Origin of the sequence: Streptomyces albus subsp. chlorinus (assembly GCF_013302895.1) — a bacterium.
Classification (GTDB): Bacteria; Actinomycetota; Actinomycetes; order Streptomycetales; family Streptomycetaceae; genus Streptomyces; species Streptomyces chlorinus.
This window is the reverse complement of sequence record NZ_VJOK01000001.1, coordinates 7015843-7030047: the sequence shown is the minus strand read 5'-3', so window position 1 is coordinate 7030047 and position 14205 is coordinate 7015843. Positions and strand designations below refer to the sequence as shown.

Below are 14205 nucleotides of genomic sequence, written 5' to 3'. Positions count from 1 at the left end.
GACCTCCATTCACTGGCACCTCAGCATGAATAGCCCCATGCAAGCCGCCTCGCGCGGCCGTCCCGACGGCGCGGGCGCGAGGACACGAGGAAAGGTGCAGCGCGATGGGTGGTGTGGTGGAACGGCGCTCGATCGACGTGGTGCCGGACACGGAACGGTACGGCACGGCCTTCAGCCAGTTCACCCTCTGGCTGGGCGCCAATCTCCAGATCACCGCCGTGGTGACCGGGGCACTGGCCGTGGTCTTCGGGGCGAACGCGTTCTGGGCGGTGCTCGGCCTCCTGACCGGCAACCTGCTGGGCGGAGCCGTCATGGCGCTGCACTCCGCGCAGGGCCCCCGACTGGGACTGCCGCAGATGATCTCCAGCCGCGCCCAGTTCGGGGTGCGCGGCGCCGTGGTGCCGCTCGCGCTCGTCATCGTCATGTACATCGGCTTCTTCGCGAGCGGCAGCGTCCTGGCGGGCCAGGCGGTCGGTGAGCTGACCCATCTGGGAGAGACACCCGGCATCATCCTGTTCGCGGTGGTCACCGCCGTGGCCGCCGCCATCGGATACCGGGTCGTCCACGCGCTGGGCAGGGTGGCGGGCGTGGTGTGCGCCCTGGCCTTCGTCTACCTCGGCGCCCGGCTGCTGGAGCGCGCCGAGCTGTCGGACCTGCTGGCCGACCGCGCCTTCGACTTCCCGATGTTCCTGCTGGCGGTCTCGCTGGCCGCCTCCTGGCAGCTGGCCTTCGGCCCCTACGTCGCCGACTACTCCCGCTACCTGCCGCGCTCCACCTCGGCCCGTGCCACCTTCTGGTGGACGCTGGGCGGTTCGGCGCTGGGCTCGCAGTGGTCGATGACCTTCGGCGCGCTGGCCGCCGCGGCGGCCGGAGAGCACTTCGTGGGGCACGAGGTGAGCTACGTGGTGGGCCTGGGCGGAGCCGGGGCGACGGCCTCGTTCCTCTACTTCGTCATCGCGCTGGGAAAGCTGACCATCAACGTCCTCAACACCTACGGCGGGTTCATGTCGCTGGTGACCGGGGTCAGCGGCTTCCGGTCCCAGCGCGCGCTGGGACCGCGCGGGCGGGCCGCCTACATCGCGGGCATCATGGTCGCCGGGACGGCGGTCGCGCTGCTGGGCAAGGACAGCTTCCTGACCTCCTTCAAGGACTTCCTGCTCTTCCTGCTGACCGCCTTCACCCCGTGGTCGGCCATCAATCTCGTCGACTACTACCTCATCGCCAAGGAACGGTACGACCTGCCGGCCCTCAGCGATCCGGACGGACGCTACGGCGCCTGGCGGGGGAAGGCGCTCGCCGTCTACGCGGTCGGCCTCGCCGCGCAGTTCCCCTTCCTCGCCACCCACTTCTACACCGGTCCGCTGGTGGAGCCGCTCGGGGGCGCGGACATCTCCTGGCTCGTCGGACTCGCCGTGCCCGCCGCCCTCTACTGGCTGCTGGCCCGGGGTGACACGGCCCACGTACCGGAGCGCACCATCCTGGGCGCCCCCGCGACGGCGCCGCCGCCCCAAGCCCCCCGGGAGCAGCTCGGCAGCTGACACCGCACGGGCGGCGGGACGGCAGGGTGACGGGAGGAACGGGGCCGGGGGCGCCGTCCGACGTCCTTGTGGTTTAACCTTCAACCAGTAAGCCGAGCGCCCCCGTGGGAGCCGTCATGGCCGCCCGCACGCCGGGGCCGCGCGGAGGACACCGAGGGAACGGAGACCACCACCGTGAGTGCTCAGCCCAAGATCGCCGTCATCTACTACTCCTCCACCGGCACGATCGCCGAGATCGCCAAGGAGATCACCCAGGCCGCGGAGAAGGCCGGCGCCGAGGTCCGGCTGCGCAAGGCCGCAGAACTCGCCCCCCAGGAGGCCATCGACTCCAACCCGGCGTGGGCCGCCAACGCCGCCGCCACCGCCGAGGTCCCCGTCGCCACCCCGGACGACATGGTGTGGGCGGACGCCGTGATATTCGGTTCGCCGACCCGCTACGGCAACATCGCCTCGCAGCTGAAGCAGTTCATCGACACCCTCGGCGGCCTGTGGGCCGAGGGCAAGCTGGCCGACAAGGTCTACAGCGGCTTCACCTCCTCCGCCACCGCGCACGGCGGCCAGGAGTCCACCCTGCTGGCACTCTACAACACCGTCCACCACTTCGGCGGCATCCTGGTCGCCCCCGGCTACACCGCCCCGCAGAAGTTCGCCGACGGCAACCCCTACGGCACCTCCCACGTCGACGGCCAGGGCAGCAACCCCGTGGACGAGACCACGCGCACCGCCGCCCGCGTCCAGGCCGAGCGCGTCGTGAAGGTCGCCTCCGCCCTCAAGGCCGGACAGGCCGCCGCCTGACCCCGCGCCCACCCGTGGCCCCGTCCCCGGCCCGGCGGCCACCCGCCGCCGGGCCGGGGCGTCAGGGCTTGACGGCGCCCCGCCCGGACCGAGGTCCCGCCGGGGGCGGCGGTACCGGGAAGCACCGGGCTCTTCTCGTCCTCGGCGGTCTCCGGTCGCCAGCCGCAGCCGGCCACGAGGCCGGGCTCTGGCCACGAGACCCGGCTCGACCAGCCGCAGGCCCTAGAAGAACGCGGCCGCGGTCGCACGGTCGCGCACGGTCGGGGAGATGCCGCGGTCGCGGTAGGCCTTCTCCACGTCGCGGACCGCCCCCGCCTCGCCCCCTCTCCAGGTCGGCCGTGCCGTGGGAGAGGACGAGCGCGCTGCCCGGCACCAGGCCGCGCGGCAGACGGCGGACGAGGGCGCGCGGCGCGTCCTCGTCCGGGACGAAGTGCGGCAGCGCGACGAGCGGGAGAGCGACGGGCTCGGAGAAGTCGAGGGTCTCGCGCGCGTGCCGGGGAATCCGCTCCGGATCGCGCGGATCCGCCTCCACGGAGAGGTCGCGCCTTCCGGGGTACTGGTCGTCAGGGCACGGGCGTAGGTGAGAGCGAGGGGGTCGTTGTCTGAGTGGACGACCCGCGCGGCCGGCTGTTCCCGCTGCGCGACCTGGAGGAGGTCGGGCGCGGTCGGGATGCCGGTCCCGGCCCGCCCGCTCCCTCCCGGCCCGCCCGCCCTGGGCGCCCTGGACGCCTTCGCTGCCGGCCTGTGTCAGGGGGCGATCTCGGCCTCCCGGGGACGGGGGATGAGGAACGAGACGGCGTAGGCCGCCGCGACCACCAGGGCGCCCAGCAGCATGGCGGACACGTACCCGCCCGCCGAGGAGCTGCCCTGCGGGCTGCCCGTGACCTGGACGGCCGAGAGCAGGGCGAAGCTCAGTCCGGCGCCCAGCCCGAACGCGGCCGAGATGAGGCCGGGCAGGAATCCGGGGTGGTCCTTGGGCGCCAGCACGACGCCGAGCAGGTTGAGGACGATATTGGCGACGCCCGCGTACGTGACGCCGAGCAGGGCCGTGCAGCCGGCCATGACCGGCAGGGAGCGCACTCCCACCAGCGCCATCACCGCGATCACCACGGCGCTGCCCAGCAGTCCCCAGCGCAGCAGCCTGGGGTAGCCGACCAGCGGGGCGAGCCGCCCGGTGAAGGGGCCGACGAGCCAGCCGACGAGGGCGAAGGGTGTGAGGAAGACCAGCGAGGCGAGTCCGGCACCCATGCCGAACCCGGCGTGCGCGTTCTGCACGTACGACATCAGGACGCCGTTGACGACGGCGAAGACGCCGGTGAGGGTGAGCAGCGTGGTCAGCAGCGGTGCCCAGGTGGCGCGTTGCCGCAGGTCGCTGATGCGGACCAGCGGGTGCCGGCTGCCCTGCTCGATCCTGAGGAACACCGCGAACGCGAGCACGGCCACCACCAGCAGCCCGGCGGCCAGCGGCCAGTTGGCGCCGCCCAGCTTCTGGGCCTGGTCCACGGCCAGGAGCAGGGCCGCGACGCTGACGACGAGCGGTGGTACGCCCGGCCAGTCCATCGGGGTGCCCGCGGACGGGCGCGACTCGGGGCAGCCGAGCGCGACGGCCACCGCCGCGACGAGGGCGACCGCGGCGATCACCCAGAAGACGCTGCGGAAGCCGAACTCGGCCGCCAGCCAGCCGCCCGCCAGCGCGTCCACCCCGGCGATCCCGCCGTTGACGGCGGTGACCACGCCCATGAGGGTGCCGAAGCGCTTGGGGTCGGTGATCTCGGAACGCAGCATCAGCAGGGAGATCTGCACGACCGGCCCCGAGACGCCCTGGACGACCCGGGCGAGGTCGAGGACCGCGATGTCGGGGGCCAGCGCGGCCAGCACCGTGCCCGCCGCCATGACCACGAGCATCCACAGCAGCACCCGGCGGCGCCCGGCGATGTCGCTGAAACGGGGCAGGAAGAGGGAGAACATCGCGCAGGCGGTGAAGAACGCCGTCTGCGACAGCCCGGTGCCCGCCTCGTCGGTGCCCAGTTCGCGGGCCATGGTGACCAGGGCCGGGCTGAGCATGCTCGCGTTGAGCTGGAAGGCCACGCAGGCGGCGAGCAGCGCCGCCATCAGCGCCACGGTGCCGGCCGCCTTCCTCGCCGGCCGGTCGGTGAGGTCACAGGTCATCGCCGGGTCTCACTTCCGTGCCTGGCAGAGCCGCTCGACGAGCAGCTCGGGGAAGGTGCCGTCGGTCTCCAGCACCACGGTGGCGTTGGCGCCGGGCAGCTCGGGGTAACCGCGGTGGATGCCGCGGGTGTCGGCGACCAGGGCGCCGCGCGCGGCGCCGTCCGCGGTGTCCACGGTCACGGCGAGCCGGGGCGCGGTGGTCGGGGCGACCTCGCCGAGGGCGATGCCGGCGGCGAGCGGGTCGTGGCAGGCCGAGCCGCGGAAGGGCAGAGCCGTCTCCTCGTGGAACGCGAAGTAGAAGTCGAGGATCTCGCCGGCGAGCCGGCCGACGGGGTTGCCGCACGCGAGCAGCCGCTGCCGGTGCTCCTCGGTGAGGTTCTCGCGCATGGTGACGTCGAGCGGCACGAGGGTGAGGTCCCAGCCCGCGGTGAGCACTTCGAGGGCGGCCTCCGGGTCGTGGCCGATGTTGGCCTCGGCCACGGGGCTGATGTTTCCGGGGTGGTGGACGGCGCCGCCCATCACCGTGACGTGGGGGACGAGTTCGGGCAGCCGGGGCTCCTCGCGCAGGGCGAGTGCCAGGTTGGTCAGCGGCGCGGTGGCGAGGATGTGCAGGTCGCCGCCGGCCTGGCGGGCGGTGTCGATGATGAGGTCCACGGCGTGCCGCGGGTCGGGGGCGGCGGCGGGTTCGGGGAGGGTGACGCCGCCGAGCCCGCCCTCGCCGTGCACGAAGCCGGCCTCGGGGTGGGTGTCGCCGCGCAGGGTGGCCGCCGCTCCGGCGGCCACGGGTATGCGGGTGCGTCCGGCGGTCTCCAGGACCTGGAGGGTGTTGCGCGCGGCGCGCTCCGCGGTGGTGTTCCCGGCGACGGTGGTGACCGCGCGCAGGTCGGCGCCGTCGCTCCGGCACAGGTAGAGGAGCGCCACGGCGTCGTCGATGCCGGTGTCGCAGTCCATCAGGAGCGGACGGGGGGAGGGAGTGGGCATGGGTCACTTCCGGTGGGGAGTCGGGGAGGCGGTGCGGTGCCCGTACGCGGCGTCTGTGCGGAGCGGTGAACCGGGCGCGTGATTGTCCGACAATTGACTGGCCGCGAGAGTATCCACGGGCGGCGGCCCGCACAAGAGGTCACCGCGAAGACGGGCGCGGCACCGTACGGCAGCCTGGAACAGACCGATCCGGGAGCGGAGGAGCAGGCCCCGCGCACCGGAGCGGCAGCAGGGGGCGCTAGTCTGGGGCGCGTACGTGGACGGCCCGTCGAACGAGTCGGCACGAACACCCCATAAATGTCGGACAAAGTCTCCCGGGAGCTCGGATGCCTCGACAGGGCGACCGTCGGACCTCACCGCGCGTCAGGTTGTACGAGCGCATCGTGGCCGCCATCGACGACGGCACCTTCCCGCCCGGGGCGAAGCTCCCTCCCGAACCCGAGCTGGCGGCGCGGCTGGGCGTGAGCCGCTCGGGGCTGCGCGAGGTGCTGATCCTGCTCCAGGAGGACGGTGTGATAACCCGCCGCCAGGGCTCCGGCAGCGTCGTCAACCAACTCCCCGCGGCCCCGGGGCTGGAGCGGCTGCTGCCCGTCGAGTCCCTCCTGGGACCGGGCGCCGTACGCGCCCGCCGCCTGGCCGTCGAACTGGAGGAGCCGACGGACTTCTCCGGCTACCACCTGCGCATGGCGCCTTCCGAACGCGCGTGCTTCTGGGAGACGGTGATCGACGTGGACGGGTTCCCCGCCTGCTTCGCGCACGAGTGGGCCGCGGACGAGGCCGCGCTGCGCACGGTGGCCGGTCGCGCTCTGGTCGGCGTACTGCGCGGCCAGGGGCCGCAGCCCCCGCCGTCCGGCGGTGGGGAGGCCGCGGCCGGAGAGGCGGACCCGCACGCGCGGACCGGCACCATGCTCGCCGCCTTCCTGAGCGCCGCGGAGGGGCTCGCGTTCACCGCCCGCAGCACGCTCGGTGCCACCGTGGTGGGCAAGGAACGCGGCCGGGCCGTCTCCCGTCCACCGGAGACCGCGGCGCTGCTGCTCACCCAGACCGTCTCGGTCACCGGCCGGCCGGTCCTGGCCGCCAAGTACCTGTTTCCGGCCGGGGCTCCGCTGCTGTCCCTGACACCTCGCTCTCCCTGACACCTCGCTCTCCTGGCCCCGCGCCGCTGACACGGACGGCGCCGGGGGCAGGGAAATGAGGCTCGCGGTCGGCTACTGTCCGCCCGGCCCCTCGAGGTTGAGCGGGGCGGGGCCCGGACCGGGGTCGCCGGTGCGGGCGAAGGAGATCCAGACGGCGCGGACCGCCGTGCCCAGGGCCGCGACGTCCTCCCAGGGAAGATCCCCGAGCATCGGCGCGCCCCGCCACGCCTGCCGGGACCCGAGCAGCAGCGGGAGTTCCACGCAGTGGGTGGCGCCGAAGGGGGAGCCCGCGGGGCGCCAGTCCAGGCGGTAGGTGTGCACGCGGGCGCCGGCCCGGCGCAGCCGTTCGCCGAGACGGGCCAGCGGCAACGCGTAGATCCGCCGGGTCTCTTCGGCGACCTCACCGCTCCCGGCGCCGCTGTCCCCGCTGCCGCCGCCCGGGAGGAAGGCCGACATGTCGTCGGCGTTCCAGCCGTAGAGGACGTCCATGCCCCTGACGTTCGTCTCGAAGGCGGCGTCCGGGGTACCGAGCGGGCCGGCCCCGGTCACGGGGATGAAGGGCGGTTCCAGCCGGCTGCCGGTGCGGCGCCGGTGGGCGGCGGCGGTGCGGCCCTGGGCCTGAAGGAGGGCATCGGGAGGCGCGGTGCGGGGGTCGGCGCCGAGGACGTCCGCGAAGAGCCGGCCCAGGGCGCGGGCCTGGTCGCGGGGCCGCGCGGCGATGAGCAGGGGCGGGCTCTGCAGGATCGCGCGGCCGAACAGACCCCGGGCTTCGGGCATGCCCATCAGCAGCCGGATGGACAGGGCTCCCGCCGACTGGCCGAAGACGGTGACCCTGCCCGGGTCGCCGCCCCACGCGGCGATGTGGTCGCGGACCCAGCGCAGCGCCTCCAACTGGTCGTAGAGCCCGAGGTTTCCCTCGCTGACGCCGTCGAGGACGAGGTATCCCAGCGCGCCCAGGCGGTGGTTGACGCCGACGACGACCACGTCGCCCTCGGCGGCCAGCGCCCCGCCGTCGTACCAGTCCCGCAACCCGGCGCCGCTGCTGAAGCCGCCGCCGTGGAACCAGACCAGGACGGGGCGGGCGACCCCGTCCCGGGCCGGGGTGGTGACGGTGAGGTTCAGGCAGTCCTCCCCCACCGGGTGGCGGTCGCCGGGCGGGCCCATCACCGCGTCGAGCCGGGAGGGCGGCTGGGGGCAGAGCTGACCGGTGGCGGGGCGGGTGTCGTCCGCCGGGACGGGGCGGGGCCGCGCGAAGCGTTCCGCCGTGGCGTACCGGACAGGTCCGCTCCTGATCACCGTGGAGCCGTCCACGCCTCACCTCCGAACTCCGGCGGCGCGACCGGTTCCGGCGCGCCCTCGGGCACCGGTGTGAAGGGTGCCACGGCACCCGCGAGGCTGGCACCGCAGAGCGCCACCAGGTACCAGGTGACGCCCCCGGGGAACCGCCGGAGCCCAGCAGCGCGGTGAAGATCACGGGCGCCTGGCCCCCGCCTCCCGGACAACGACGGCCGGCCGCGGGTGCTCCTTCTCCCCGGCGGCGATCGCCCGGGGCAGCAGCATGGTGGACCCGGCCGGGCGGGTGCCGACCCCGGCCGGGGCCCGCGGGCCCACGGGCCCGCCGTCCCGTGGGAGCGCGGTCGCCCGCATACCCCACAGGAACCGGCGGGCCTTCGGGTCACTGTCCCTCGCCACCCCGGGCGAACCGCAGTGTGACCAGCTCGAACGGGCGGAGGGACAGCTCCACGGCACCCCTCTCGCCGGTCGGCACGGGCGCCTGACCGGCCCCGGACAGCGGGCGCTCCAGCAGGTCGCAGACGGCCACCCCGCCGGCCGGGAATCCGGGCGTGAGGCGTGCGGTGGCCCGGCCGCCGCGCGCCTCGTGGAAGCGGACGACCACATCACCGCTCGCGTCGTCGGCGAGCTTGACGGCGGTGACCACGACAGCGTCGTTGTCCACGGTCACCAGCGGGGCCACCTCGGCGGTGCCGGGGACCTGCCGCACCGGCTGGTTGAGGTGCCAGCCCTCGCGCACGGCGTCACCGATCCCGGCGCCCGGCACCAGGGCGTAGCGGAAGCGGTGCACGCCCTGGTCGGTGTGCGGGTCGGGGAAGCGGGGCGCACGCAGCAGGGAGAGCCGGACGGTGGTCGTCGTGCCGGTCTCCGCGCCCGGCCCGGTGGCGGCCCGGACGTCGCGGGTGACGTCGTGCCCGTAGGTGGAGTCGGTGACCAGCGCGACGCCCCAGCCGGGCTCCTCCAGGTGGACGAAGCGGTGGTTGCAGGCCTCGAACTTGGCCGCGTCCCAGCTGGTGTTGGTGTGGGTGGGGCGGTAGAAGTGGCCGAACTGGGTCTCGGAGGCGTACCGGTCGGCGTGCAGGTCGAGGGGGAAGGCGGCCTTGAGGAACTTCTCCGTCTCGTGCCAGTCGATCTCGGCGTCGATCTGGAGCCGCCTGGCCCCGGCCTCCAGCGTGAGCAGTTGCTCCGCGCGCGAGTCGCCGAAGGAGCGGGCGACCCGTACGGAGGCCGTGGCGGGACGCCCGGCACGGGCGGGCTCCTCGGCGGCCAGGGCGACCTCGTCGGCCTCGGTGAGGTCGGTGACGGTGTTGCGGTAGAAGGCGTCGACGTCCCAGGCGTCCCACATGTTCGGGAAGTCGGGGTGGAGCTGGAGCAGGTTGGCGGCCTTGCCGGGGGCGACGGTCTCCCTGCGCGCCTCGATGTCGTAGACGGAGACGACCAGCCCGCGCCCGTCGATCTCCACCCGCAGCAGCCCGTTGTCGAGGACTAAGCCGCCTCCGGTGCGCTCGCTCGCGGTGACGGTGCCCTCCGGAGTGGTGAGCGGCGCGGCCCCGCCCGCGGGAACGCCGTGGCGCGCGTGCGGCGCGGAGTTGAACGCGAGCTGCGGGCCGTCGTGCGCGGCCTCTCCGGCCAGCGCGCGCTGCGCGGCGTCGATGATCCCGGTCAGTTCCGCGGCGACCCGCGCGTAGGTCTCCTCCGCCTCGCGGTGCACCCAGGCGATGGAGGATCCGGGGAGGATGTCGTGGAACTGGTGCAGCAGCACCGTCTTCCAGAGGCGGTCGAGCTGTTCGCAGGGGTAGGGGTGGCCGGCCCGCACGGCCGCGGTCGCCGCCCACAGTTCGGCCTCCCGCAGCAGGTGTTCGCTGCGGCGGTTGCCCTGTTTGGTCTTCGCCTGGCTGGTGAGGGTGGCCCGGTGCAGCTCCAGGTACAGCTCGCCGACCCACACCGGGGGCTCGGGGTACTCCGCCTCGGCCTTGGCGAAGAACGCGGCGGGGCTCTCCCACTCGACGGTGGCCGAGCCCTCCAGGTTCCGCAGCCGGGCCGCCTTGGCGACCATCTCGCGGGTGGTGCCGCCGCCTCCGTCGCCGTAACCGGTCGGGGCGAGCGAGCGGGTGGCACGGCCCTTGTCCTTGAAGTTGCGGGCCGCGTGGGCGATCTCCGAGCCCTTCATGGAGCAGTTGTAGGTGTCCACGGGAGGGAAGTGCGTGAAGATCCGGGTGCCGTCGATGCCCTCCCACCGGAACGTGTGGTGCGGGAAGGAGTTGACCTGGCTCCAGGAGATCTTCTGGGTGAGCAGCCACTTGGAGCCGGCCGCCTTGATGATCTGGGGCAGCCCGGCGGCGAAGCCGAAGGTGTCGGGCAGCCACGCCTCGTCGCTCTCGATGCCGAACTCGTCGAGGAAGAACCGCTTGCCGTGCACGAACTGCCGGGCCATGGCCTCGGACCCCGGCATGTTGGTGTCGGACTCCACCCACATGCCCCCGGCCGGGACGAACCGGCCCTCGGCCACCGCCTTCTTGACCTTCGCGTACACCTCGGGGCGGTGTTCCTTGATCCAGGCGTACTGCTGCGCCTGCGACATGGTGTAGACGAAGTCCCGCTCCTCCTCCAGGAGCGCGGTCATGTTGGCGGTGGTACGGGCCACCTTCCGTACGGTCTCGCGCAGCGGCCACAGCCAGGCGGAGTCGATGTGCGCGTGGCCGACGGCGCTGAGGCGGTGCGCGGAGGCGGCGGCCGGGGCGCTGAGCACCTCGGTGAGGCAGGCGCGGGCCGCGGCGACGGTACCCCCGATGTCCTGGAGGTCGAGGGCGTCCAGGGCGCGGTCGAGGGCCCGCAGGATCTCCCAGCGGCGGGCTCCCTCGGCGGGCAGTTCCCGCATCAGCTCGTCCAGGACCTCCAGGTCCATCACGAGCTGCCACACCGTCTCGTCGAAGACGGCCAGGTCCATCCGGGCCAGCCGGTACCGCGGTTGGCTGCCCGCGGTTTCCTTGTCGCCCAGGTCGGTGGGGAGGAAGGGGTGGTAGTCGAGGATGACCGGGTTGGAGGCGGCCTCGATGTGCAGGTCCACCGCCTCGCCGCCCGCGGCCTGCTCCGCGACGCGCACCCACTGGTTGCGGGGGTTGAGCCCCTTCACGGGCGTACCGTCCGGCCGGTACACCAGGCCCTCGCACTGGAAGCCCGGCATGTTCTCGTCGAAGCCGAGGTCGAGCAGCGCCTCGACGGTGCGGCCCGCCCACTCGGCGGGGACGGTGCCCTGGACGCGGAACCAGCTGGTGCCCCAGGGGGCGCCCCACTTCTCCCCCACCGCGATCGGGGAGTGTTCGGCGGCCAGGCCCTCGGCGACCGGGACCGGCTCGCCGGGCGCGTGCCAGACCGTCACCTCCAGCGGGACGGAGCGGGGGTGGACGGCGGGGCGGATCCGCTCGTCGAGGACCCGCTTCAGGCGGCCTTCGGTCAGTGCGCGGTCGTCGTGCATGAGTGCTGCTCTCCGTAGGGGTGTGCCGTCGGGTCTACCAAGGGTGGCGGGTGGAGACAGGGGTTGAGTAGGTGTACAGCTCCCCTACGCCGCGAAGGATGAACCGGGCGGCCCGCTCACCGGGTGCGGGGCCGAGCCCCGGGACGAAGTAGGCGTGCTGGCAGGTGGCCCCGAGGAAGCGGCGGCTGCCGTCGGGCAGCACCCGGTGGAGGGCGTAGTGGCGCACGGGATCGGCGGGACCCGCCGGGTCCGGGGCGGGTTCCCAGGCGAAGCGCAGTCCGGTGGTGCCGTCGGCATCCTGTGCGGCGGCGGTGACGCGCAACGTGCGGGGCGGCGCGGGGCGGGGCCCGGGGCCGTCGCCGTCGCGGACGGACAGGGCGCCCAGCCGCCAGTCCACCTCGCCCGGTGAGACGTGCGCCGCCCCGCTTGCGTGGCCGGAGCGCGGCGTGATCCGTACGCCGAGCGCCCGCAGGGTGCGCTCGCGGTGCCCTGACAGGAGGGCGCCGAGGCGGACGGTCGTGGTGGTCCAGCCGGTGCCGCCCGGCCGGACGGTGCCGGCCGGCAGGTGGACCCACGGTACGGGCCCGCCGGGGCGGTCGGGTTCCCGGAGGGCGACGGCCAGCTCGACGGTGACGCCCGCCGGCTCGCCGCCGGTGCGGTGGGTGAGGGAGACGGTCGTGTGCCTGCCGAGGGGCAGCCGGGTGCGGAACAGCTCGACGGTCACCGGGGCGCCGGGGCGCCCGTGGACGAGGAGGCTGCTGCCGCCGCGCCAGGCGTCGGTGAAGTCGAGGCGGACGTCGGGGCGGGCACCGTTGGTGGTGACCGGCCAGCGGCGGCCGGGCAGCCGGTCCTGGAGACCGAGGTGGTGCCACTCCGCGCCGGACGCCACCTCGCCGTCCTCGTACCAGCGCAGCCCGTGACCGGTGTTGAAGGTGGTGGCGAAGGGGAGGCGGGTGACGGCGGAGCGGTCCGCGACCACGGCGGCGGGCGCCCGCCAGCCGGAGCCCGCGCCGTCCGCGCCGGCCGGGTCGAGCGAGGCGCCGGTCCAGAACCGGTCGTCCGCGGCGTGGAAGCGCTCGGGGGTCCGCTGCCCGGCGGGCAGGTGGGTGAGGGTCCACTCCGGCCGGTAGAAGCCGTAGCCGACGGTGTGCGGGCCGCCGGCGGGGACGATCGCGTCCCAGTCCACATCGGTGTCCCAGCCCTTCTCCTCCACATTGACGCCCGCGCGGAGCGCGAAGCGGTCGCGGCCGAGCCGCTCCGCGAACCGCCCTGAGGAGGCGAGCTTCTCCCGTGTCCAGCGGAAGTCGAGGAACATCCCGTCGGCCACCTCGCCCCGCTCGTCGTGGAAGAAGAGGCGGTTCTCCTCGTTCAGTTCCCCCTGCCAGCCGACCTCTCCGCCGCGGGTGAGGGCGTCGTACCAGGTCAAACGCAAACCGTGGGTGTCGGACAGCGTCCGCAGCCGGCGCAGGAAGCCGTGCGTGTGCCCGGCCAGCTCCGCGTCGCCGCCCTCGGTCTCGGCGTTGACGAACCAGCCGTCGAAGCCGTACGCCCGCGCCACCTGGGCGAGCCGGTCCGCGAGCGGGTAGCCGCCCGAGGCGTCCTGCCGCACCAGGTCGCGGGTCCAGCGCAACTGCCCTCCGTGCGCGACGGGCGGGAGGAAGACGGTGCCCAGGACGGGAACGCCGTTGCGGTGGGCGGCGTCCACGACGGGCGCGGTGGGGGCGAGGATCAGCCCCTCTGCCGCCGACCCGCCCCAGAAGACCAGCTCGTCCAGGTAGGCCCAGTGGGTGAAGGCGTAGTGGTCGGCGCCGGGCCCGCCCTGCGCGGGATTGCCCGCGGTGTGGCCGAAGGCGGCCAGCGCGCTGATGCGGGCCTGCCCGTCCCTGGCGGTGGGGTTGGCGGGCACGGGGGTGAAGCGCGGGGCCAGCGGCACGGTGGCCCGGTTGAAGGGCAGGTCCTCGTCGTCCTCGGGCCGCCAGTCGGCCAGGCCGCGCCAGACGACGCCCTCGCCGGGGGTGCCGTCCGGCAGCGAGTCGGGGAACCAGTAGGCGGCGTAGGGCTGTCCCGGTGCCCGGCCGGAGGCGGCTTTGGGGGCGGTCCCGGTTCCGGGGCCGGGTCCGGGACCGGGACCGGGACCGGCGGAGGCCCCCGCGGTGGAGGCGGCGGCGGGCGGGGCCGGTGGCCCCATGAGGGCGGCGGCCGCCGCGGTGCTGACGGTGCCGAGAAGCGTGCGGCGTCTCATGTCTGCTCCACGGTGACGAGGTCGGTGATGCCACGGGCGGTGAGGTGCTGCGCGTCGTCGGCCCGTTCGGCGAGGACGACGGCGGGGCGCGCGCCCCGGGCCGTCAGCCGGGCGAATGCCTCGAAGAAGGAGCCGCCGGGCGCGCAGACGGACCTGCCGGGACGGGTGCCCTCGGCGTGGCTCTCGGGGCCTTCGGGGTGGGCGTCGAGGACGAGCGCGGTGGTGCGGGGCGCGGCCGGACGCGGCGCCGCGCGGCGGTCCCGCGCCACCTCCGCGAGGGCGCGGGCCGCGGGCTTGGGGCGCTGGTCCTCGGTGAACAGGCCGAGGGAGTACTCCAGTTCGGGGAAGTCCGCGAGGCGGCGGGGGACGTCGTGGGAGCACCACCAGGTGACGCCCCACACGTCGGGGCAGTCGAGGGCGGCCTCGACGGTGGCCCGCGTGAAGGCGGCGGCGCGGTCGGCAGGGATGTGCGGCTGGGGCGCCCCCACCTCCTGGAGCCACACGGGCCGGTGCGGCTCGAGCGCCCACGCCTTGGACAGTTCGACGAGGTAGGCGGCGTGGTGCTCGGTGGCGACG

At 74.4% G+C, this 14205-nt stretch carries 8 protein-coding genes and 2 pseudogenes; 3 read left to right on the top strand and 7 right to left on the bottom strand.

Annotated features, from left to right (window positions below; translation table 11 throughout):
* The first annotated feature begins 104 nt into the window (after window positions 1-104).
* Together FM076_RS30460 and wrbA are read left to right on the top strand one after the other, a co-directional pair.
* Window positions 105-1538, top strand: coding sequence for a purine-cytosine permease family protein (locus FM076_RS30460; RefSeq protein ID WP_173874048.1), 1434 nt, complete (start codon window positions 105-107; stop codon window positions 1536-1538).
* Between the two features lie 174 nt (window positions 1539-1712).
* A complete protein-coding gene (gene wrbA, locus FM076_RS30455; protein ID WP_173874047.1) occupies window positions 1713-2333 on the top strand; it encodes an NAD(P)H:quinone oxidoreductase in 621 nt (206 codons plus the stop codon).
* A gap of 61 nt (window positions 2334-2394) precedes the next feature.
* On the opposite strand, the pseudogene FM076_RS30450 reads toward wrbA, so the two are convergent.
* From FM076_RS30450 to FM076_RS30440, 3 genes and pseudogenes are all read right to left on the bottom strand, one after another.
* Window positions 2395-3005, bottom strand: a pseudogene (locus tag FM076_RS30450) (SAM-dependent methyltransferase).
* A 75-nt stretch (window positions 3006-3080) separates the two neighbouring features.
* Window positions 3081-4502: an MFS transporter gene (locus FM076_RS30445; RefSeq protein WP_173874046.1), complete on the bottom strand. Its 1422-nt coding sequence runs from the start codon at window positions 4500-4502 to the stop codon at window positions 3081-3083.
* A gap of 9 nt (window positions 4503-4511) precedes the next feature.
* Window positions 4512-5483: a nucleoside hydrolase gene (locus FM076_RS30440; RefSeq protein WP_173874045.1), complete on the bottom strand. Its 972-nt coding sequence runs from the start codon at window positions 5481-5483 to the stop codon at window positions 4512-4514.
* 326 nt (window positions 5484-5809) lie between these two features.
* On the opposite strand from FM076_RS30440, the gene FM076_RS30435 reads away from it, so the two are divergent.
* Window positions 5810-6619, top strand: a complete 810-nt coding sequence (locus tag FM076_RS30435) for a GntR family transcriptional regulator (protein WP_173874044.1) — start codon at window positions 5810-5812, stop codon at window positions 6617-6619.
* A gap of 72 nt (window positions 6620-6691) precedes the next feature.
* Here FM076_RS30435 and FM076_RS30430 read toward each other — a convergent pair whose 3' ends face one another.
* The 4 genes and pseudogenes from FM076_RS30430 to FM076_RS30415 all read right to left on the bottom strand — a co-directional run.
* The gene (locus FM076_RS30430; RefSeq protein WP_173874043.1) at window positions 6692-7930 is read right to left on the bottom strand and encodes a carboxylesterase family protein; all 1239 of its coding nucleotides are present in this window, start codon (window positions 7928-7930) and stop codon (window positions 6692-6694) included.
* Between the two features lie 364 nt (window positions 7931-8294).
* Window positions 8295-11387, bottom strand: a complete 3093-nt coding sequence (locus FM076_RS30425) for an alpha-mannosidase (RefSeq protein WP_173874042.1) — start codon at window positions 11385-11387, stop codon at window positions 8295-8297.
* A gap of 34 nt (window positions 11388-11421) precedes the next feature.
* Window positions 11422-13629 (bottom strand): endo-beta-N-acetylglucosaminidase, encoded by a 2208-nt coding sequence (locus FM076_RS30420; RefSeq protein ID WP_173874041.1) that lies wholly within the window; start codon window positions 13627-13629, stop codon window positions 11422-11424.
* A pseudogene (locus FM076_RS30415) lies at window positions 13626-14205 on the bottom strand (glycosyl hydrolase); the annotation flags it as partial. The pseudogene FM076_RS30415 and the gene FM076_RS30420, both read right to left, overlap by 4 nt.